34 protein-coding genes are annotated in these 20,766 nt (G+C 37.8%); 32 read left to right on the top strand and 2 right to left on the bottom strand.

The features are described 5' to 3' along the window. Positions 1-3: 3 nt before the first annotated feature. From rplC to truA, 32 genes are all read left to right on the top strand, one after another. A complete protein-coding gene (gene rplC, locus IGJ66_RS00310) occupies positions 4-633 on the top strand; it encodes a 50S ribosomal protein L3 (RefSeq protein WP_067483548.1) in 630 nt (209 codons plus the stop codon). Positions 634-660: 27 nt separating this feature from the next. Beyond that, a complete protein-coding gene (rplD, locus tag IGJ66_RS00315) occupies positions 661-1,284 on the top strand; it encodes a 50S ribosomal protein L4 (protein WP_067483547.1) in 624 nt (207 codons plus the stop codon). Next, complete coding sequence (gene rplW / locus IGJ66_RS00320) at positions 1,284-1,574, top strand: 50S ribosomal protein L23 (protein WP_067483546.1); 291 nt, start codon at positions 1,284-1,286, stop codon at positions 1,572-1,574. Before rplD ends, rplW begins: the two co-directional genes overlap by 1 nt. A gap of 40 nt (positions 1,575-1,614) precedes the next feature. Continuing rightward, positions 1,615-2,448: a 50S ribosomal protein L2 gene (gene rplB / locus IGJ66_RS00325; RefSeq protein WP_067483545.1), complete on the top strand. Its 834-nt coding sequence runs from the start codon at positions 1,615-1,617 to the stop codon at positions 2,446-2,448. Between the two features lie 42 nt (positions 2,449-2,490). Continuing rightward, positions 2,491-2,769: a 30S ribosomal protein S19 gene (gene rpsS / locus IGJ66_RS00330; protein WP_002288655.1), complete on the top strand. Its 279-nt coding sequence runs from the start codon at positions 2,491-2,493 to the stop codon at positions 2,767-2,769. 22 nt (positions 2,770-2,791) lie between these two features. Then, positions 2,792-3,139, top strand: coding sequence for a 50S ribosomal protein L22 (gene rplV, locus IGJ66_RS00335; RefSeq protein ID WP_067483544.1), 348 nt, complete (start codon positions 2,792-2,794; stop codon positions 3,137-3,139). 13 nt (positions 3,140-3,152) lie between these two features. Continuing rightward, entirely contained in the window at positions 3,153-3,809 is a 657-nt protein-coding gene (gene rpsC, locus IGJ66_RS00340) for a 30S ribosomal protein S3 (protein WP_067483543.1), read from the top strand. A 2-nt stretch (positions 3,810-3,811) separates the two neighbouring features. After that, complete coding sequence (gene rplP, locus IGJ66_RS00345; RefSeq protein ID WP_067483541.1) at positions 3,812-4,246, top strand: 50S ribosomal protein L16; 435 nt, start codon at positions 3,812-3,814, stop codon at positions 4,244-4,246. Beyond that, a complete protein-coding gene (gene rpmC / locus IGJ66_RS00350; protein WP_002288664.1) occupies positions 4,236-4,424 on the top strand; it encodes a 50S ribosomal protein L29 in 189 nt (62 codons plus the stop codon). The genes rplP and rpmC overlap by 11 nt, the downstream gene beginning before the upstream one ends. A 24-nt stretch (positions 4,425-4,448) precedes the next feature. Continuing rightward, complete coding sequence (gene rpsQ, locus IGJ66_RS00355; protein WP_067483538.1) at positions 4,449-4,715, top strand: 30S ribosomal protein S17; 267 nt, start codon at positions 4,449-4,451, stop codon at positions 4,713-4,715. Positions 4,716-4,772: 57 nt separating this feature from the next. Next, positions 4,773-5,141, top strand: a complete 369-nt coding sequence (gene rplN, locus IGJ66_RS00360; protein WP_002288669.1) for a 50S ribosomal protein L14 — start codon at positions 4,773-4,775, stop codon at positions 5,139-5,141. 36 nt (positions 5,142-5,177) lie between these two features. Next, the gene (gene rplX / locus IGJ66_RS00365; protein ID WP_067483536.1) at positions 5,178-5,486 is read left to right on the top strand and encodes a 50S ribosomal protein L24; all 309 of its coding nucleotides are present in this window, start codon (positions 5,178-5,180) and stop codon (positions 5,484-5,486) included. Between the two features lie 28 nt (positions 5,487-5,514). After that, positions 5,515-6,054: a 50S ribosomal protein L5 gene (gene rplE / locus IGJ66_RS00370; protein ID WP_067483534.1), complete on the top strand. Its 540-nt coding sequence runs from the start codon at positions 5,515-5,517 to the stop codon at positions 6,052-6,054. A gap of 18 nt (positions 6,055-6,072) precedes the next feature. Then, positions 6,073-6,258, top strand: coding sequence for a type Z 30S ribosomal protein S14 (locus tag IGJ66_RS00375; RefSeq protein ID WP_002356214.1), 186 nt, complete (start codon positions 6,073-6,075; stop codon positions 6,256-6,258). A gap of 36 nt (positions 6,259-6,294) precedes the next feature. After that, on the top strand, positions 6,295-6,693 hold the full coding sequence (rpsH, locus tag IGJ66_RS00380) for a 30S ribosomal protein S8 (RefSeq protein ID WP_067483532.1): 399 nt from the start codon (positions 6,295-6,297) through the stop codon (positions 6,691-6,693). A gap of 31 nt (positions 6,694-6,724) precedes the next feature. Beyond that, a complete protein-coding gene (rplF, locus tag IGJ66_RS00385; protein ID WP_067483530.1) occupies positions 6,725-7,261 on the top strand; it encodes a 50S ribosomal protein L6 in 537 nt (178 codons plus the stop codon). Positions 7,262-7,324: 63 nt separating this feature from the next. After that, entirely contained in the window at positions 7,325-7,681 is a 357-nt protein-coding gene (rplR, locus tag IGJ66_RS00390) for a 50S ribosomal protein L18 (protein ID WP_075491300.1), read from the top strand. A gap of 20 nt (positions 7,682-7,701) precedes the next feature. Beyond that, on the top strand, positions 7,702-8,202 hold the full coding sequence (gene rpsE / locus IGJ66_RS00395; protein ID WP_067483528.1) for a 30S ribosomal protein S5: 501 nt from the start codon (positions 7,702-7,704) through the stop codon (positions 8,200-8,202). 14 nt (positions 8,203-8,216) lie between these two features. Then, positions 8,217-8,396 carry a 50S ribosomal protein L30 gene (rpmD, locus tag IGJ66_RS00400; RefSeq protein WP_002290455.1) on the top strand — a complete coding sequence of 60 codons (180 nt, stop codon included), beginning with the start codon at positions 8,217-8,219 and terminating at the stop codon, positions 8,394-8,396. A 38-nt stretch (positions 8,397-8,434) separates the two neighbouring features. Continuing rightward, complete coding sequence (gene rplO, locus IGJ66_RS00405; RefSeq protein ID WP_067483526.1) at positions 8,435-8,875, top strand: 50S ribosomal protein L15; 441 nt, start codon at positions 8,435-8,437, stop codon at positions 8,873-8,875. Next, on the top strand, positions 8,875-10,170 hold the full coding sequence (gene secY / locus IGJ66_RS00410; protein WP_067483524.1) for a preprotein translocase subunit SecY: 1,296 nt from the start codon (positions 8,875-8,877) through the stop codon (positions 10,168-10,170). Before rplO ends, secY begins: the two co-directional genes overlap by 1 nt. Positions 10,171-10,233: 63 nt before the next feature. After that, positions 10,234-10,881, top strand: coding sequence for an adenylate kinase (locus IGJ66_RS00415; protein WP_067483522.1), 648 nt, complete (start codon positions 10,234-10,236; stop codon positions 10,879-10,881). A 190-nt stretch (positions 10,882-11,071) separates the two neighbouring features. Next, positions 11,072-11,290, top strand: a complete 219-nt coding sequence (gene infA / locus IGJ66_RS00420; protein WP_010767960.1) for a translation initiation factor IF-1 — start codon at positions 11,072-11,074, stop codon at positions 11,288-11,290. A gap of 32 nt (positions 11,291-11,322) precedes the next feature. Next, entirely contained in the window at positions 11,323-11,439 is a 117-nt protein-coding gene (gene rpmJ, locus IGJ66_RS00425) for a 50S ribosomal protein L36 (protein WP_002288710.1), read from the top strand. A 17-nt stretch (positions 11,440-11,456) separates the two neighbouring features. Further along, positions 11,457-11,822, top strand: coding sequence for a 30S ribosomal protein S13 (gene rpsM, locus IGJ66_RS00430; protein ID WP_067483520.1), 366 nt, complete (start codon positions 11,457-11,459; stop codon positions 11,820-11,822). A 27-nt stretch (positions 11,823-11,849) separates the two neighbouring features. Further along, positions 11,850-12,239, top strand: a complete 390-nt coding sequence (gene rpsK / locus IGJ66_RS00435) for a 30S ribosomal protein S11 (RefSeq protein WP_067483518.1) — start codon at positions 11,850-11,852, stop codon at positions 12,237-12,239. A 79-nt stretch (positions 12,240-12,318) separates the two neighbouring features. Beyond that, positions 12,319-13,257 carry a DNA-directed RNA polymerase subunit alpha gene (locus IGJ66_RS00440; RefSeq protein WP_002288715.1) on the top strand — a complete coding sequence of 313 codons (939 nt, stop codon included), beginning with the start codon at positions 12,319-12,321 and terminating at the stop codon, positions 13,255-13,257. Positions 13,258-13,284: 27 nt separating this feature from the next. Further along, entirely contained in the window at positions 13,285-13,665 is a 381-nt protein-coding gene (rplQ, locus tag IGJ66_RS00445; protein WP_067483516.1) for a 50S ribosomal protein L17, read from the top strand. A gap of 271 nt (positions 13,666-13,936) precedes the next feature. Further along, the gene (locus IGJ66_RS00450) at positions 13,937-14,776 is read left to right on the top strand and encodes an energy-coupling factor ABC transporter ATP-binding protein (RefSeq protein ID WP_067483514.1); all 840 of its coding nucleotides are present in this window, start codon (positions 13,937-13,939) and stop codon (positions 14,774-14,776) included. Beyond that, positions 14,752-15,621 carry an energy-coupling factor ABC transporter ATP-binding protein gene (locus IGJ66_RS00455; RefSeq protein ID WP_071868757.1) on the top strand — a complete coding sequence of 290 codons (870 nt, stop codon included), beginning with the start codon at positions 14,752-14,754 and terminating at the stop codon, positions 15,619-15,621. Before IGJ66_RS00450 ends, IGJ66_RS00455 begins: the two co-directional genes overlap by 25 nt. Further along, positions 15,611-16,408: an energy-coupling factor transporter transmembrane component T family protein gene (locus IGJ66_RS00460; RefSeq protein WP_067483511.1), complete on the top strand. Its 798-nt coding sequence runs from the start codon at positions 15,611-15,613 to the stop codon at positions 16,406-16,408. The genes IGJ66_RS00455 and IGJ66_RS00460 overlap by 11 nt, the downstream gene beginning before the upstream one ends. Positions 16,409-16,500: 92 nt before the next feature. Continuing rightward, on the top strand, positions 16,501-17,247 hold the full coding sequence (truA, locus tag IGJ66_RS00465; protein ID WP_067483509.1) for a tRNA pseudouridine(38-40) synthase TruA: 747 nt from the start codon (positions 16,501-16,503) through the stop codon (positions 17,245-17,247). A gap of 88 nt (positions 17,248-17,335) precedes the next feature. Here truA and IGJ66_RS00470 read toward each other — a convergent pair whose 3' ends face one another. Both IGJ66_RS00470 and rpmB read right to left on the bottom strand, forming a co-directional pair. After that, the gene (locus tag IGJ66_RS00470; protein WP_071868762.1) at positions 17,336-19,960 is read right to left on the bottom strand and encodes a YfhO family protein; all 2,625 of its coding nucleotides are present in this window, start codon (positions 19,958-19,960) and stop codon (positions 17,336-17,338) included. A gap of 497 nt (positions 19,961-20,457) precedes the next feature. Further along, positions 20,458-20,646 carry a 50S ribosomal protein L28 gene (rpmB, locus tag IGJ66_RS00475; RefSeq protein ID WP_067483507.1) on the bottom strand — a complete coding sequence of 63 codons (189 nt, stop codon included), beginning with the start codon at positions 20,644-20,646 and terminating at the stop codon, positions 20,458-20,460. Positions 20,647-20,766 lie beyond the last annotated feature (120 nt).

Consider the following 20,766-nt stretch of genomic DNA (forward strand, 5'->3'; position numbering starts at 1 on the left):
CTCATGACCAAAGGAATCTTAGGGAAAAAAGTGGGAATGACACAAATCTTCACTGAATCTGGTGAATTAATTCCAGTAACTGTTGTAGAAGCTACTCCAAACGTAGTACTACAAGTGAAAACAATGGAAACTGATGGCTACGAAGCTATTCAAGTTGGTTACCAAGATATGCGTGAAGTTTTATCAAACAAACCTGCGAAAGGTCATGTTGCAAAAGCAAACACGGCTCCTAAGCGCTTCATTCGTGAATTCAAAAATGTTGAGCTAGGAGAATATGAAGTAGGAAAAGAAGTTACAGTAGATGTTTTCCAAGCAGGAGACATTATTGATGTAACAGGTACTACGAAAGGTAAAGGATTCCAAGGGGTTATCAAACGTCACGGCCAAAGCCGCGGACCAATGGCTCACGGTTCTCGTTACCATCGTCGTCCTGGGTCAATGGGTCCAGTTGCACCTAACCGTGTATTCAAAAATAAACGTCTTGCTGGCCGTATGGGTGGCAACCGCGTGACAATCCAAAACTTGGAAGTTGTACGCGTTGATGCAGAAAGAAACGTAATCTTAATTAAAGGTAACGTTCCTGGAGCTAAAAAATCACTAATCACTATCAAATCAGCTGTGAAAGCTAAATAATAGTAGGAAGAAAGGAGGAACTAAGGAATGCCGAATGTAGCATTATTCAAACAAGATGGTAGCCAAAACGGTGAAATCACACTTAACGAAGAAATTTTCGGAATCGAACCTAATGAAAGTGTTGTTTACGATGCAATCGTTATGCAACGTGCTTCATTAAGACAAGGAACACATGCGGTTAAAAATCGTAGTGCTGTTCGCGGCGGTGGACGTAAACCATGGCGTCAAAAAGGAACAGGTCGTGCTCGTCAAGGATCTATCCGCTCACCACAATGGCGTGGAGGTGGCGTAGTTTTCGGACCAACACCACGTTCTTATAGCTACAAACTTCCTAAAAAAGTTCGTCGTTTAGCAATGAAATCTGTTTTATCAGAAAAAGTTGCTTCAAATAACTTGGTTGTTGTTGACGCATTAAGCTTTGACGCACCAAAAACAAAAGAATTTAAAGAAGTTCTTGCTAACTTATCTGTAGACGCTAAAGTATTAGTAGTTTTAGAAACTGGCAATGAGTTCGCTGCTTTATCTGCACGTAACTTATCAAACGTTTCTGTAGTAACTTCTGATAATGTTAGTGTTCTAGACGTTGTTTCTAACGTGAAAGTATTAGCAACACAAACTGCTCTTACTCAAATTGAGGAGGTGCTTGCATAATGAACTTACTAGACGTAATTAAACGCCCAGTGATCACTGAAAAATCTATGCTTGCTATGGATGATAAAAAGTATACTTTCGAAGTTGACACTCGCGTAAACAAAACTTTAGTAAAACAAGCGGTTGAAGCTGCTTTTGACGTTAAAGTCAAAAACGTGAACATCGTGAACGTTCGTGCGAAATTCAAGCGTATGGGCAAACATGCGGGATACACTAAAAAACGTCGCAAAGCGATTGTTACATTAACAGAAGATTCAAAAGAAATTCAATTATTCGAAGCTGCTGAATAAGCACTATCTTGAAAACTTATTATAAATAGGAGGGAAAAACGTGGCGATTAAAAAGTACAAACCTACCTCAAATGGTCGTCGTAACATGACAGGTTCTGATTTTGCTGAAATCACAACATCAACACCTGAAAAAACATTGTTACAACCATTGAAAAACCATGCTGGTCGTAATAACAACGGTCGCATCACTGTACGTCATCAAGGCGGCGGACACAAACGTCAATACCGCGTAATCGACTTCAAACGTAACAAAGATAACGTTGTTGCTACTGTTCAAACGATCGAATATGATCCAAACCGTTCAGCAAATATCGCGTTAGTACACTACGAAGATGGAGTGAAAGCTTACATCTTAGCACCAAAAGGACTACAAGTTGGAATGAAACTTGTTTCAGGTCCAGATGCAGATATCAAAGTTGGGAATGCTCTTCCTTTAGCAAACATTCCAGTTGGTACTGTTATCCATAACATCGAAATGAAACCTGGTAAAGGTGGACAATTGATTCGTTCTGCTGGTACAAGTGCTCAAGTACTTGGTAAAGAAGGCAAATACGTATTGATCCGCTTAAACTCTGGTGAAGTTCGTATGATTTTAGCTGCATGCCGTGCAACAATCGGTTCTGTAGGTAATGAACAACATGAACTTATTAACATCGGTAAAGCTGGACGCTCTCGTTGGATGCGTAAACGCCCAACAGTACGTGGTAGCGTAATGAACCCTAACGATCACCCACACGGTGGTGGTGAAGGTAAAGCTCCGATCGGACGTAAAGCACCAGTTTCTCCTTGGGGTCAACCAGCTCTTGGTTACAAAACTCGTAACAAGAAAGCCCAATCAGATAAACTTATCGTACGTCGTCGCAAGACTAAATAATTTCTTTGACCATGTGTCGCACATTTTGAGAGGAGGTTCACCATGGGTCGTAGTTTAAAGAAGGGACCTTTCGTCGATGAGCATTTAATGAAAAAAGTTGAAGCTCAAGCGGGGGTTGAAAAGAAAAAAGTTATCAAAACTTGGTCACGTCGATCAACAGTATTCCCAAGTTTTGTTGGATATACCATCGCAGTTTATGATGGACGTAAACATGTACCAGTTTACATCCAAGAAGACATGGTAGGACACAAATTAGGTGAATTTGCACCAACAAGAACTTATCGTGGCCACGCTGCAGACGATAAGAAAACTAAACGCTAATTTGAGGGGAGGATAAATCCAAATGGCAGAACAAATCACATCAGCTAAAGCAACTGCAAAAACAGTTCGCACTTCACCTCGAAAAGCCCGTTTAGTAATTGACCTTATCAGAGGTAAAAGTGTTGCGGATGCAATTTCAATTTTGAAATTCACACCGAACAAATCTGCTGGAATCATCGAGAAAGTCTTGATGTCAGCAGTTGCAAATGCAGAAAATAATTTTGACTTAGACGTTGAAAATTTAGTAGTATCTGAAGCTTTTATTAACGAAGGACCAACAATGAAACGTTTCCGTCCACGTGCAAAAGGGTCAGCTTCTCCAATCAACAAACGTACAAGTCATATTACAGTAGTCGTATCAGAAAAATAAGGAGGGATAATCAGTGGGTCAAAAAGTACATCCAATTGGAATGCGTGTAGGCATCATCCGCGACTGGGATGCTAAATGGTATGCTGAAAAAGAGTATGCTGAATTCTTACACGAAGATCTAAGAATCCGTAAATTTATTTCAACTAAACTTGCTGATGCCGCTGTGTCAACTGTTGAAATCGAACGTGCTGCAAATCGCGTAAATATTTCAATCCACACAGCTAAGCCAGGTATGGTTATTGGTAAAGGCGGTTCTGAAGTTGAAAGCCTAAGAAAAGAATTAAACAAATTAACTGGTAAAAGAATTCACATCAACATCGTGGAAATCAAAAAACCAGATTTAGATGCTAAATTAGTGGGCGAAGGAATTGCACGTCAATTAGAAAACCGTGTAGCTTTCCGTCGTGCACAAAAACAAGCTATCCAACGTTCAATGCGCGCAGGCGCTAAAGGAATCAAGACTCAAGTATCTGGACGCTTAAACGGTGCTGATATTGCACGTTCAGAAGGATACTCAGAAGGAACTGTTCCTCTTCATACATTGCGTGCGGATATCGATTATGCATGGGAAGAAGCAGATACAACATACGGAAAACTAGGAGTTAAAGTGTGGATCTATCGTGGAGAAATTCTTCCAACTAAAAAAAACACTGAGAAAGGAGGGAAATAATCATGTTAGTACCTAAACGTGTAAAACACCGTCGTGAATTCCGCGGAAAAATGCGTGGTGAAGCTAAAGGTGGTAAAGAAATCGCATTTGGTGAATATGGCTTACAAGCTGTTGATTCACATTGGATTACAAACCGACAAATCGAAGCTTCTCGTATCGCAATGACTCGTTACATGAAACGTGGTGGGAAAGTATGGATTAAAATTTTCCCTCACAAATCTTATACTGCCAAAGCAATTGGGGTACGTATGGGTTCTGGTAAAGGGGCACCTGAAGGATGGGTTGCACCAGTAAAACGTGGTAAAATCATGTTTGAAATTGCAGGCGTTCCTGAAGAAGTAGCTCGTGAAGCGTTACGTCTAGCTTCTCACAAATTACCAATGAAAACTAAGATCGTAAAACGTGAGGAAATGGGTGGTGAATCGAATGAAGGTTAAAGAAATCAGAGAATTAACCACTGCCGAAATGCTTGATCAAGAAAAACAATTGAAAGAAGAATTGTTTAATCTTAGATTCCAATTAGCAACAGGTCAATTAGAAAACACTGCACGTATTAAAGAAGTACGTAAATCGATTGCACGCATCAAAACTGTATTGCGTGAACAAGCTAAGTAATTACGGAAGGAGGCCATTAAGCGTATGACTGAAGAAAGAAATCAACGCAAGGTTTATCAAGGTCGTGTAGTTTCAGACAAAATGGATAAAACAATTACCGTTGCTGTCGAAACTAAGAAAAATCACCCTATCTATGGCAAACGCATGAACTATTCTAAGAAATACAAAGTGCATGATGAAAACAACACTGCCAAAGTTGGAGATATCGTGAGAATTATGGAAACTCGTCCATTATCAGCTACAAAACGTTTCCGTTTACTAGAAGTAGTCGAAGAAGCAGTTATTATCTAATAACACGAGATTTTCCTATATAGATTGAATGCAAAATCTGAAAGGAGGATACACAACGTGATCCAAGCAGAAAGTCGTTTAAAAGTCGCTGACAATTCAGGCGCACGTGAAATTTTGACGATCAAAGTCCTTGGTGGATCTGGTCGTAAAACTGCTAATATCGGTGATGTTATCGTTGCTACGGTTAAACAAGCAACGCCAGGTGGGGTTGTCAAAAAAGGTGACGTCGTTAAAGCCGTTATCGTTCGAACAAAATCAGGAGCTCGTCGTACAGACGGTTCATACATTAAGTTTGATGAAAATGCTGCAGTGATTATTCGTGATGATAAAAGCCCTCGTGGAACACGTATCTTTGGGCCAGTTGCACGTGAACTACGTGAAAACAACTTCATGAAGATCGTTTCACTAGCACCAGAAGTTTTATAATCTTGAGACACTTATCAAAGGAGGTGCGAAACAGTTATGTTTGTTAAAAAAGGCGATAAAGTTAAAGTTATCACTGGAAAAGACAAAAATAAAGAAGGCGTTGTATTAGCAGCGTTTCCTAAAAAAGATAAAGTCATTGTCGAAGGTGTGAATATTGTCAAAAAACACCAAAAACCTTCTCAGGCTGCTCCTCAAGGTGGTATTGTTGAGATGGAAGCTCCAGTTCATGTTTCTAACGTGATGGTGATCGACTCTACTGGTGTAGCTGGCCGAGTTGGCTACAAAGAAGTAGATGGCAAAAAAGTCCGTGTTTCTAAAAAAACCGGTGAAGTTCTAGATAAATAATAATTTTAAGGAAGGAGGGTCTTACTGAATGAACCGCCTAAAAGAAAAATATCTTAAAGAAATTACTCCATCATTGATGGAAAAATTCGACTATAGCTCTGTTATGCAAACACCTAAAGTTGAAAAAATCGTCATCAACATGGGTGTTGGTGATGCGGTATCAAACGCTAAAAACTTAGACAAAGCAGTTGAAGAATTAACTTTAATCACTGGACAAAAACCAATGATTACTAAAGCTAAAAAATCAATCGCTGGATTCCGTTTACGTGAAGGAATGCCAATTGGTGCAAAAGTCACTTTGCGCGGAGAAAGAATGTATGAATTCTTAGACAAATTGGTTTCAGTTTCACTACCACGTGTACGTGACTTCCATGGTGTAAGTAAAAAAGCCTTTGACGGTCGTGGAAACTATACTTTAGGTATTAAAGAACAATTGATCTTCCCAGAAGTAGATTATGATTTAGTAGATAAAGTACGTGGTATGGACATCGTTATTGTAACAACAGCTAACTCAGATGAAGAATCTCGTGAGTTGTTAACACAATTAGGTATGCCATTCCAAAAATAATTAAAGGAGGCGAACTACGTGGCTAAAAAATCAATGATTGCTAAAAACAAACGTCCTGCAAAACATTCAACACAAGCTTATACTCGTTGCGAACGTTGCGGACGTCCACATTCAGTTTATCGTAAGTTCCATCTTTGCCGTATTTGCTTCCGCGAACTTGCCTATAAAGGTCAAATTCCCGGCGTGAAGAAAGCTAGCTGGTAAAAAGTAAATTCGCATAAGAAGGAGGTAATTAGTTCAATGGTCATGACAGATCCAATTGCAGATTTTCTAACTCGTATCCGTAATGCAAACATGGTTAAACATGAGTCTTTAGAAGTACCTGCATCAAAAATCAAACGTGACATCGCTGAAATCTTGAAACGTGAAGGTTTCGTCCGTGATGTTGAATATATCGAAGATGACAAACAAGGCGTAATCCGTGTTTTCCTAAAATTTGGTAAAAACGGTGAACGTGTTATCACAAACTTAAAACGTATTTCTAAACCAGGATTGCGTGCTTATGTCAAAGCTGACGAAGTACCAAAAGTATTGAATGGTTTAGGTATCGCAATTATTTCGACTTCTGACGGTGTTATCACTGACAAAGAAGCTCGTGAAAAAAATGTCGGCGGCGAAGTTATCGCTTACGTATGGTAATTAAGTAGAATCTACAAGGAGGTGTCTTTAAGTGAGCCGTATCGGAAATAAAATCGTAGTCATTCCTGCAGGAGTAACTGTTACTCAAGATGGAAATGATATTACAGTTAAAGGACCTAAAGGTGAATTAACACGTACTTTTTCTTCAGATATTACTATGAATATTGAAGGAAACGAAGTTACTTTCACTCGTCCAAACGACAGTAAAGAAATGAAAACAATCCACGGAACAACTCGTGCTAACTTCAACAACATGGTTGTCGGTGTTAGTGAAGGTTTCCAAAAAGCATTAGAACTTATCGGGGTTGGGTACCGTGCACAATTACAAGGTTCAAAACTTGTATTGAACGTTGGTTACTCTCATCCAGTAGAAATTACACCACCAGCTGGTGTTACAGTTGAAGTTCCTGCCAATACACAAGTGATTGTTAAAGGTGCGAACAAAGAAGCAGTTGGCGAATTAGCTGCGAACATTCGTGGTACTCGTCCTCCAGAACCTTATAAAGGTAAAGGTATTCGCTATGTTGGTGAATATGTACGCCGTAAAGAAGGTAAAACTGGTAAATAATCGTAATTTATTTAAATTACGATTCGCGGCCTAATGGCTAGCATTATTAAAGAGGTGACAATTGTGATTACAAAACCAGATAAGAATAAAACACGTCAAAAGAGACATCGTCGTGTACGTAATAATATCTCTGGTACTGCTGAGCGCCCACGCTTGAACGTTTTCCGTTCTAACAAAAACATCTACGCGCAATTAATTGATGACGTAGCGGGTGTGACGCTAGCAAGTGCCTCTACCTTGGATAAAGAAATTTCAGGTGGAACAAAAACAGAAACAGCTACTGCTGTGGGTAAATTAGTTGCTGAACGCGCAGCTGAAAAAGGCATTAAAGTAGTAGTCTTTGACCGTGGTGGATACCTTTACCATGGCCGTGTGCAAGCTTTAGCTGAAGCTGCTCGCGAAAATGGACTAGAATTTTAGAAGAAGGAGGAATACCATTCATGGTTTACATTGATCCAAAACATTTGGAATTAGAAGACCGCGTTGTTGCAATCAACCGTGTAACAAAAGTTGTTAAAGGTGGACGTCGTCTACGTTTTGCTGCTTTAGTTGTTGTCGGTGACAAAAACGGACACGTAGGTTTCGGTACTGGTAAAGCTCAAGAAGTACCAGAAGCAATCCGTAAAGCAATTGAAGATGCGAAGAAAAACTTAGTTGAAGTACCAATGGTCGGTTCAACAATCCCACACGAAGTTATCGGTACTTTTAGTGGTGGTAGAATCCTAATGAAACCTGCTGTAGAAGGTTCTGGGGTTGCTGCTGGTGGACCAGTTCGTGCCGTATTAGAGTTAGCAGGGGTAGCTGATATCACTTCTAAATCATTAGGCTCAAATACACCAATCAACGTTGTTCGCGCAACTGTTGAAGGTTTGAAACAATTGAAACGTGCTGAAGAAGTTGCAGAACTTCGTGGCAAATCAGTTGAAGAAATTATCGGATAAGGAGGACAAAAATAATGGCTGAATTAAAAGTTACTTTAAAACGCAGTATTATCGGACGTCCTCAAAACCAACGTGACACTGTCAAAGCGTTGGGTCTTACAAAGATTAACAGTTCAGTGGTTAAGCCTTCTAATGAAGCTATTAAAGGTATGATCAATACTGTTTCTCACCTAGTGGACGTTGAAGAAGTCTAATAATTAAGAACTAGATTATTTAAGGAGGTGCCAAACCTATGAAACTTCATGAATTAAAACCTGCAGAGGGTTCACGCCAAGTACGCAATCGTGTTGGTCGTGGTACTTCATCTGGTAACGGAAAAACTTCTGGACGCGGACAAAAAGGTCAAAAAGCTCGTTCAGGCGGTGGTGTACGTTTAGGATTCGAAGGTGGACAAACTCCATTATTCCGTCGTTTACCAAAACGCGGTTTTACTAACGTAAATCGTAAAGAATATGCTGTCATCAACTTAGATGTTTTGAACCGTTTTGAAGATGGTGCAGAAGTAACACCTGTTGCTTTAGTTGAAGCTGGAATCGTTAAAAACGAAAAAGCTGGAATTAAAGTATTAGCTAACGGTGAATTAACTAAAAAATTAACTGTTAAAGCAGCTAAATTCTCGAAAGCAGCTCAAGACGCTATTGAAGCGGCTGGTGGTTCAATCGAGGTGATCTAATGTTTAAACTATTAAAAGATGCTTTTAAAGTAAGAGACATTCGATCTAAAATTTTCTTTACTGTATTTGTACTATTTGTTTTCCGTCTGGGTGCCCACATTACGGTACCAGGCGTGAATGCTAGTACATTACAAAATCTTTCTTCTTTACCATTTTTCAACATGTTGAACTTGGTAAGTGGTAGTGCAATGCAAAACTTTTCTATTTTCTCAATGGGGGTTTCACCATACATTACTGCTTCAATCGTCATTCAATTATTACAAATGGACATTGTTCCTCGTTTTGTTGAGTGGTCGAAACAAGGAGAAGTCGGTCGTAAGAAATTAAATCAAGCAACTCGCTATTTAACATTAGTTTTGGCTTTTGTTCAATCAGTAGGGATTACCGCTGGATTTAATCAATATGCTCAATTAGGTTTTGTAAGCAATCCAAACGTGTCTACATATGTAACGATTGGTTTAATTTTAACTGCCGGTACAATGTTTGTTACATGGTTAGGGGAGCAAATTACAGAAAAAGGAATTGGGAACGGCGTATCAATGATTATTTTCGCAGGGATCATTTCTCGATTGCCTGATAGTATCAAAGAAATTTATGAAGATTATTTTGTAAATATTGATTCTTCTGATATTTGGAAATCTGCAATTTTTATTGCCGTTTTACTTGTCGCGGTTTTATTGATCGTGACATTTGTAACATTTTTCCAACAAGCTGAACGCAAGATTCCAATTCAATATACGAAGCGTGTGGCAGGTGCGCCAACAAGTAGTTATTTGCCATTAAAAGTAAATGCAGCTGGTGTTATTCCAGTTATTTTTGCTAGTTCGTTTATTGCAACCCCTAATGCTGTTTTACAAGCTTTAAGTGGTAGATTTGGGTCTGAAAATTGGTATAAAATCATGATGCAAATTTTCAACTATAATACGGTGCCTGGTGCAACAATTTATACTGTTTTGATTATTGCATTTACATTCTTCTACGCTTTTGTTCAAGTTAACCCTGAGAAATTAGCGGAAAACTTACAAAAACAAGGAAGTTATATACCTAGCGTGCGCCCTGGTAAGGGGACTGAGGAGTATGTCTCAAGCTTATTAATGCGATTAAGCACAGTTGGTGCAATCTTCCTTGGACTTGTGGCTTTATTACCAATTATCGCTCAGATGATTTGGGATTTACCACAATCTATTGGGTTAGGTGGTACAAGCTTACTGATTGTCATTGGTGTAGCTTTAGAAACTGCGAAACAGTTAGAAGGCTTAATGCTGAAACGCAAGTATGTTGGCTTTATCGAATAAGTAAGAAAGCGTGTTGAGGTTTCTCCTCAACACACGTTCTCACATTTATTAGGAGGGAAAGCAATGAACCTCATTTTAATGGGGCTACCAGGTGCGGGTAAAGGAACACAAGCTGAGAAGATTATTGATGCTTATGGTATTCCTCATATCTCAACTGGAGACATGTTTCGTGCGGCTATCCAAAATGAAACAGCTCTAGGCTTGGAAGCAAAGTCTTATATGGATAAAGGTGCATTAGTTCCTGATGAAGTAACAAATGGAATCGTGAAAGAGCGCCTAGCAGAATCTGATACAGAGAAAGGCTTCTTATTAGATGGCTTTCCTCGTACAATTGAGCAGGCTGAAGCTCTGGATGCAATGCTAAAAGATTTAAATAAAAAAATTGATGCTGTCATTGATATCCATGTTGGTGAAGAAGTTTTGGTTGAGCGATTAGCTGGCCGTTTCATCTGCAGCAATTGTGGAGCAACTTATCACAAAATTTTCAATCCTACAAAAGTTGAAGATACATGTGATCGTTGTGGGGGGCATGAATTCTATCAAAGAGAAGATGATAAACCTGAGACGGTTAAAAATCGTCTGGCTATCAACATCAAAAATAGTGAACCAATCCTTGCTTTTTATAAAGAACATGGTTTGCTTCATACTATTGATGGTGATCGTGAAATCGATGCTGTATTTACTGATGTACAAAAAATCATTGAAAAATAGCATGATTGCCCGTAGCCAACTTGCTTTATGCAGTTACTCTTGTAAAGTTCAATAAATTATGATAGAATATGTCAGTCCGACTTCTAGAGATTCCTCTAGATGATCCATTTTGAGAATTTTGAGGTGGGAACTGCAGTTTCCGCCATTTTATCGTGTGAAAATGCGAAACAAGTACAAGGAGGTACTGTGCGTGGCAAAAGAAGATATGATTGAAGTCGAAGGTACAGTCGTCGAAACTTTGCCGAATGCAATGTTTAAAGTTGAACTAGAAAACGGACACCAAGTTCTTGCTACTGTTTCAGGTAAAATTCGTATGCATTACATCCGTATCTTACCTGGTGACAAAGTAACGGTTGAATTGTCTCCATACGATTTAAGCCGTGGCCGTATCACTTATCGCTTTAAATAATTGTACTCCGTAAAACTACAGGAGGTATTATCATGAAAGTAAGACCATCAGTAAAACCAATGTGTGAACATTGTAAAGTAATTCGTCGTAAAGGACGCGTTATGGTGATTTGCCCAGCAAATCCAAAACATAAACAACGTCAAGGATAATTGGAGGTGTAACAAGTATGGCTCGTATTGCAGGAGTAGATATTCCTCGTGATAAACGTGTAGTAGTTTCACTTACTTATATCTATGGTATTGGTAACACTACTGCTCAAAAAATCTTGGCTGATGCTGGTGTATCTGAAGATGTTCGTGTTCGTGATTTAACGAATGAACAAACAGATGCTATCCGTGCTGAAGTTGATAAATTAAAAGTTGAAGGTGATCTTCGTCGTGAAGTGAACTTAAACATCAAACGTTTGATGGAAATCGGTTCATACCGTGGTATCCGTCACCGCCGTGGTTTGCCAGTTCGTGGACAAAACACAAAAAACAATGCACGTACTCGTAAAGGTCCAGCTCGTTCTATCGCTGGCAAGAAAAAATAATTCTTAAGTGAAGGAGGTTAGAACTTCATGGCAGCAAAAAAAGTGAATCGTAAACGCCGTGTGAAAAAGAATGTAGAAGCAGGGATTGCACATATCCACTCTACTTTCAACAACACAATCATCATGATCACTGATACTCACGGAAATGCATTAGCGTGGTCATCAGCTGGTTCATTAGGTTTCAAAGGAAGCAAAAAATCAACTCCTTTTGCCGCTCAAATGGCAGCAGAAACTGCTACTAAAGCAGCAATGGAACACGGATTAAAAACTGTTGAAGTGACAGTTAAAGGACCTGGTTCTGGACGTGAAGCAGCAATTCGTTCATTACAAGCAACAGGTTTAGAAGTGACTGCAATTCGTGACGTGACTCCAGTTCCTCATAATGGTGCCCGCCCTCCAAAACGCCGTCGTGTTTAATGAGTGCCGCTCATTTTGAGTTTCTATAGTAACGTCATTGAACAAGACACTTTTCGTTTTGAAAGGGGTAAAGATAAGAATGATTGAGTTCGAAAAACCAAGAATCGCAAAAATTGATGAAGAAAAAGATTATGGCAAGTTCATCGTTGAACCTCTTGAAAGAGGGTATGGGACTACTTTAGGGAATTCCCTACGTCGTATTTTATTATCTTCTTTGCCAGGTGCTGCCATCACTAATATTCAAATCGATGGTGTACTGCATGAATTCTCTACTATTAAAGGTGTTAGAGAAGACGTCACTCAAATCATCTTGAACATTAAAGGCTTAGCGCTTAAAATGTATGGCCAAGAAGAAAAAACCCTTGAAATCGATATTACCGGACCTGCTACAGTAACTGCTGGCGATATTATCGTTGATAGTGATGTAGAGATTCTGAACAAAGATATGTATATCTGTAGTGTCTCTGAAGGAGCTACGTTCCATGCTCGCTTAACTGTGAAACCTGGACGTGGTTATGTTCAAGCAGATGAAAATAAAAAAGAAGATATGCCAATCGGTGTTCTTCCAGTCGATTCAATCTACACACCAGTTCGTCGTGTGAACTATCAAGTAGAAAACACACGTGTTGGACACCGTGAAGATTTTGATAAATTGACGATGGAGATTTGGACAGATGGTTCAATTGAACCATTGGAAGCAATGAGTTTATCTGCAAAAATCATGACTGAACATCTAGATATTTTTGTGAATTTAACTGATGAAGCAAAAAATGCTGAAATCATGGTCGAAAAAGAAGAGACACAAAAAGAAAAAATGTTGGAAATGACAATTGAAGAATTAGACTTATCTGTTCGCTCTTATAATTGTTTGAAACGTGCAGGAATTAATACTGTACAAGAACTTACGAATAAATCTGAGCCAGAAATGATCAAAGTCCGTAATTTGGGCCGTAAATCATTGGAAGAAGTTAAGGCAAAATTGCATGACTTAGGTTTAGGTTTACGTAAAGAAGATTAAAACCTTTTACGAAGGAGGGAAACCAACGTGAGTTATCGTAAACTAGGACGCACATCTAGTCAACGTAAAGCGATGTTGCGTGATTTAACAACTGATTTATTAATCAACGAACGTATTGTGACAACTGAAGCTCGTGCGAAAGAAGTTCGCTCAACTGCAGAAAAAATGATCACTTTAGGTAAGCGTGGAGATTTGCATGCTCGTCGTCAAGCGGCTACTTTTGTACGTAATGAAGTTGCTAGCGTGCGCGAAGAAAACGAAGACATCGTTATTGAATCAGCTTTACAAAAATTATTCAATGACATTGCACCTCGTTATGCAGAACGTCAAGGTGGCTATACTCGTATCTTGAAAACAGAACCAAGACGCGGTGATGGTGCACCAATGGTTATCTTAGAACTTGTCTAAAATCACACTAATAACATCACTTTATAGATGATTCTTTTAGAGTGTTATGATGTTGGAGCTTTGCTCCGAGTCTAGCTCAGCGCTACTCCCCAAGTTTTTAGCTTGGGGAGTATGCACTCATCATAAAGTGTTTTTTTGTACCTTTAATTAACTGTCTTGACAGGTTTTATTGAAGGTACAAAAAAACATTTTATTCAAACAATAAATAATTGAAAATTTAGTTTTTTTTTGATAGTGTTAGAAAGAACTTTAGGATGAAGAAGGAGTAAGCATGGAGCCAATTATTGATTTGAAAAATATAAATTACACATATCAGCCTGATGACCTTCGACCAGCGTTAAAAGATGTTTCTTTTACAATTAACAAAGGAGAATGGGTTGCAATTATTGGGCACAATGGTTCTGGAAAATCAACTCTTGCTAAAACGATTAATGGTTTGATTTTACCAGAGTCTGGTACAGTAGCAGTAGAACAGCAAACACTTAATGAAGAAAATATTTGGACGATTCGACAAATGGTTGGGATGGTATTTCAAAATCCAGATAATCAATTTGTTGGTTCAACTGTGGAAGATGATGTTGCTTTTGGATTGGAAAATCAAGGTATTCCTCGTGAAGAAATGCTCGTACGTGTAAAAGATGCATTAGAAAAAGTTCGTATGAGTGAGTTTGCAACTCGAGAACCTGCTCGCTTGTCTGGTGGACAAAAACAACGTGTAGCAATTGCTGGCGTAGTTGCTTTACGACCAGATATTATTATTTTAGATGAAGCAACTAGTATGCTTGATCCTGAAGGTCGAGAAGAAGTTATTTCAACTATCAAAAAAATTAAAGAAGAAAGCCAATTAACTGTCATTTCTATTACGCATGATATTGATGAAGCTGCAAATGCGAATCGTATTTTAGTAATGCGTGAAGGTGAACTAGTTGGCGAAGGAACACCAGAAGAAATTTTTTCTGCCGGTCCAGATTTGATTCGTCTAGGACTAGACTTACCATTCCCTGAAAAATTAAAAAGTGCGTTAAAAGTGCGTGGAATCACTGTTCCTGATGAATACATGACGGAAGAAAGGATGGTGAATTGGTTATGGACATCCATTTTGAAAAAGTAAGTTTTACTTATCAACCCAATACACCATTTGAACAAAGAGCATTATTTGACATTGATCTGTTAATCAAAGAAGGAAGTTATACTGCGTTAGTTGGGCACACAGGCAGTGGAAAGTCGACATTATTACAACACTTGAATGCTTTGGTTAAACCAACGAGTGGTTCTGTACAAATTGGTGATCGAAAAATAACTCCTGAAACGGATAACAAGAATCTAAAACCAATTCGTAAAAAAGTGGGAATTGTATTCCAGTTTCCAGAAGCACAATTATTTGAAGAAACAGTTGCTAGAGATATCGCATTTGGACCAAAAAACTTTGGCGTAGGTGAAGAAGAAGCGTTAGAAATTGCTAAGGCATCCTTAATTCAAGTTGGTTTAGATGAAACATACTTGAATCGCTCACCTTTTGAACTTTCTGGTGGACAAATGCGTCGAGTTGCCATTGCAGGAGTTCTTGCAATGAAACCTGAAGTGTTGGTTTTGGATGAGCCTACTGCGGGTTTGGATCCTCAAGGAAGAAAAGAAATGATGGAGATGTTTTGGCAACTTCATAAGGAACAAAATATTACTATTGTATTAGTCACTCATTTAATGGATGATGTGGCTAACTATGCAGACTTTGTTTATGTTTTGGAAAAAGGGAAAATCGTTAAAAGTGGTGAACCAAGGAAAGTCTTTCAAGATTTAAATTGGTTAAAAGAAAAACAACTGGGTGTGCCTACTGCAACGGAATTTTCAGAGCTATTGAGTGAAAAAGGAATTGAAATGGCTAAGCTACCTTTAACAGCTGAGGAATTAGCGGATGAAATTGTACGCTTGTCTGGAGGAAATGCTCATGATGAATAAATTGATTTTTGGGCGGTATATGCCAGGTGATTCATTCATTCACAGATTAGATCCTCGAGCAAAGTTATTAGCTAGTTTTTATTTTATTGGGATCATCTTTTTAGCAAATAATTGGCAAACATATCTTTTATTGGCAATGTTTACTTTATTTGCTGTTTCATTATCAAAAGTGGATATGAAATTTTTCATCCGTGGTATTCGCCCATTGATTTGGTTAATTTTATTTACTGTTGCACTACAAGTTTTATTTACAAGCGGAGGCGAAGTTTATTGGCACTGGGGAATTTTTAATATCACTCAGTTTGGTGTATTGAATGGACTCTTTATTTTTTGCCGATTTGTTTTGATTATTTTTATGTCAACATTACTTACTTTGACAACTCCACCGTTAGAATTATCTGATGCAATTGAATATTTATTGCGTCCGCTAAAAGTTGTTCGTTTTCCAGTCCATGAAATCTCGCTGATGTTATCCATTGCATTGCGTTTTGTTCCAACATTAATGGATGAGACGGAAAAAATTATGAATGCGCAACGCGCACGTGGTGTTGATTTCGGCGAAGGTAGCTTAGTTCAAAAAATGAAGGCAATTATTCCTTTATTGATTCCTTTATTTGTAAGTAGCTTTAATCGAGCGGAAGATTTAGCAACTGCTATGGAAGCTCGAGGTTATCAAGGGGGCGAAGGACGCACGAAGTATCGAGTGCTTCATTGGCACAATCAAGATACTCTGGTTATGATCGCCTTTGGTTTATTAACAGTTATTTTAGTATTTTTACGTGGTTGATAAAAATCAGTAAATTAATTATTATATGAAAAAAGAGAGGCGCCGTGACGATGTCACAGCCTCTTTTTTATGGGAAGATAAGGAGAGAAAAAATGGTACGTTACAAAGCAATCATTGCGTACGATGGTACAAATTTTCATGGTTTTCAAAAGCAACCAAATGGTCGAACTGTTCAAGAAGAGTTGGAGAAAACATTAAAAAAAATGGCAAATGGACAAAGCATTACAGTTTTTGGTTCTGGTCGAACGGATTCTGGTGTTCATGCAGTTGGACAAGTTATTCACTTTGATTATCCGCAAGAACGACCTTTAGAACGTATGCGATTTGCTCTAGATACTCAATCGCCAGAAGATATTGCAGTTAAGAAAGTGGAAATTGTTCCCGAAGATTTTCATGCACGTTATATGGTTCATGAAAAAACGTATCAATTTCGAGTAGATATTGGTAAACCAAGAAGCCCGTTTCGTCGACATTACGCGAGTTACTATCCTTATCCATTAGACTTGGAGAAGATTGAACGAGCTTTGCCAGATTTAATTGGAACGCATGACTTCACTTCATTTTGTGCTGCAGGAAGTTCCATTGAAGATAAAACGCGGACGATTTATGAAGCAACAATGCAAGTAAATGATGCAGGAGACGAACTGCTATTTACATTTAGAGGGAACGGATTTCTGTACAAAATGATTCGTATTTTGGTAGGTACATTATTGAAAATTGGAAATGGTCGAATACCAGAAGATGCAATTCCAGAAATTATTGCAAAAAAAGATCGCAATTTAGCAGGTCCAACGGCACATCCAGAGGGCTTGTACTTGTACGAAGTGAAATATGAATAAATAGTATTACACTTCGTTAAACAGTTAATAGTACACTAAAAAGCACACCAAACAACTTTGTTTGGTGTGCTTTTTTTATCTAAATGATTTATTTAAGAGAATCTGTGCCATCTAAAATTCTTTTTCGAGCTAAAAGATAAGAATAAAGAGCAAAGAGTAAGATACAAATTACGAATAACATACTTCCGAGCTTAAATCCTTTTGGCAAGTAGCTAAAAGTAATCGTATGTTTGCCTTTTGGAACTTTGACCATTACAAAAGCATTTTGGAAACTTTCAATAGCGACAGCCTTTCCGTCAACTTTTGCTTGCCAACCTTCATCATAAGGAATTGTTGTTACAAGCATGGCGTCTTGGTCTGAATTAACTGTGCCCGTGGCTTTACGACCTGAAGTGGTTAAATCGACACCTTTATTTTTAATCTGATTCATCGCAGCTTGATAGGCAATAAGATTTAGTCCAACCACTTCTGGTTCCATGAAGCTGACTTCTTTTGTTCCATAAAAACTAGCTGTAAAAGTTACTGTAGTATCAGTAGGGTAGTAACCTAGATCGTAATATTGACCAGAAATATTGATTTGTGTTTGTCTTGAAGTTCCATTTACCGTAATAGTTGCGCTCGAACTTTCTAACTGAGCGTAGTTCGTTGGGAATAAACTTAAGTAAGCTTGTGTATTTGCAGGAACTTGAACTTCCCAAGTTAATTCTTTTGCTTGGTTACTGGTTATTTCAGAGTAAGTGACACCAGTTGTTGTATTTGTGATTTTCGTATTCGTTTGTTTTTTCAACGTAGGCTTATAGAAAGAGTAATAATCTTCTTGTAAACCAGAAAGTTCATTGATTAAGTTTGTTTGACTTGTTAAATTATCAGTTGCTGGTTGCTCGACGTCATCAATTGTCAATGGAGCAGTGAAAGCAAGTGGTAGAGCATTAATATTTTCATAGAGTGTGTAATCACCACTTTGTCCAACTTGATTGAAGCCGTATTTGCTAAATGTATTTTCGTTTTTGCTGATGTTATATTTAATACCAGTAAACCCATCCATTAGCAATGTATTATTTGCATAGCGAATATTTAGATTGGTACCGCGTGAACGAAAGCCAAGTCGATCAAGATAAGAAGAAGAGTTACGATTACGGATGGAAGAAAACATACTGATACCACTATATCCATAGTTTAATGAATCATTGGCAGAAACAGGATCTAAATTTTCTAATCGATAAAATGTATCGGATTCTTTTTTCGTTTTTGTTACTAGCTCTTGGATGTTCGGATAAGGATCTGTAAATAAACTGCGTGAAGCATAGTTCCAATCGTCTAAAATACCATGAATCATGCTGTTCGTATTGACTATCGCCTCAGAAGACATTAGAAGTAATAATAAAATGCTTAACTGTTTCATAGGGATTTTTTTGAGTTGGAAAAATCCAACAGCAATAGCATAAAGAACTAAAAAGACAACTGTTAAAATAAAGGACGTTGTCGTTACATAAGTGTAACTTTCAGCTGGCTTAAGCGCCCAAGAAATTGAGAAAATAGCAGCTAAGATAAGTGTGATGCCGACAAAAAGTCCGTGATCGTTCTGTTCCAATTTTTCCCAACCATAACCGGCAAGCAAAATGACCAGAAAAGAAAACAAGTAGGCGTAACGGAATAAGAACATATTCGGTGCATGCATACCATGCCAGAATAGATTTAATGGAACTAGATAAAAACTTGCGATTAAAATTATGAACAAACTTCCAAACAAAAGTTTATTTTTTAATTGGATTTTTCGACTAACAAAGTAAAAAATACAAAGAACTAGTGGAAATAATCCCGCGTAGACAAATGGAATTGATCCATATTTCGTTGTGTCATAGACGCCAATCATGTTTTTCATTGCTAGATCTAAGAAAGAAGTTGCTTCTGTTTTTAAAGCAGTTATTTGGCTCAGCTCTTCACCATTAGATCGTAAATCAAGTATAGCAGGTAAGATGATGATCATTGATGCCCCACCAGCTAATAACGAAGTAATTCCATAAGGTAGAATGGTTTTCTTGTATTTGGACCAGTTGGTAAAAAGTCTCGCAAAGAAATAAAGAAAAGAAAAGACACCAATCATGAAGCCCATATAAAAGCTAGACAAAAATAGTAATAAGTAACTAACAAATAAGACAAGCGGTTTTTTTAAATCCATCACACGATGAATACCTAAGATGATTAATGGTAGGTATACGAAGGCATCTAACCACATAATGATTTCTGAGTGCGCGGTGACAAAAGAAATCAACGCATAGCTGATACTTAACGCCACTTGCCCCCAGCGTGGGATTTTAAAAGTTCTTCCTAAAAACCAAAAAGCTAAACCAGCACTGGCTACTTTGATTAAGGTTAAAAAGTAAAGTGCATCAGGCATGTATTGATTTGGAAAAAAGAAAACTAAGGGTGTAAAAATACCTCCAAGATAGTAGGAGATCAAGGATAAGTAATTTAAACCTAATGAAGCGTTCCACGTGTAGAAAATACTTTGTTTTCCAAAAAGCATATTGCGGAAGCTGGCATGGAAATTCGAAAATTGTGAGAATGCATCACTCGCTAAAATACTTCTGCTACTACCAGGATAAATTCCAATACTTAAATAAATAAGTGCCAGAATAATTAGTGGAATGAAAAAGCTAGCAGCCATGTATGGCCAATTTTCTTTGAAGAATAGTTTATAATTTTTTTTCATTTTATCTTTCACCAAATTTCTATGAAGTTGTTTTAAGTTTATCATACTCAGGTTTTTCTCCACCAAAAATGAGCCTAATTTTCATTAAAAAATAAAAAAATGAAATAAATAACGATGGTAAGTTTAAAAAACCTAGGAATTTACGATTTTTTAAAAAATAAACAAATCAATATTTTAGTTAATTTTACAAGCTTTTTTCTATTGACAGCGTTTGTATATAAGCGTATATTTTAGTTGTAAAAAAAACATATATTACTCGCTTGCATTAGAGGCAAGTGGCACATAAAAAAGAACTTAGAACAGCTATCTCAATGGATAATTGCTCTAAGTTCTTTTTCTTTTGGAAAAATGTGTTTTAGCTGAATCATATATGTAAGAACGGTTTAAGAGGTTGTGCTTAAAGCACAACTTCTTTTTTGAGGAATCAATAATAATCTTGGACATAAATCCAAGAAAAAAACCGTTCATACGATGAACGGTTCGCAGTCCTGATTCAATTAAACGCGTTCAACTTTTCCTGATTTCAAAGCACGAGTTGACACCCAAACTTTTTTAGGTTTACCGTCGATCATAACGCGAACTTTTTGTAAGTTAGGTTTAACAGTACGTTTTGTTGAGTTCATAGCGTGTGAACGGTTGTTTCCACTTGAAGTCTTGCGACCTGTAAAGTAACAAACTTTAGCCATGTAAATTTCCTCCTTTGCCTTGATATTGGAGCAATAGAATAATTAAGCTCATACCAAACTAACTTATCATATAAGAAGGCAATTTGCAAGCATATTTATCGAGTTATAATTGACATTTCC

This window comes from Enterococcus sp. DIV0176, assembly GCF_050528535.1.
Lineage (GTDB): Bacteria > Bacillota > Bacilli > Lactobacillales > Enterococcaceae > Enterococcus_B > Enterococcus_B thailandicus.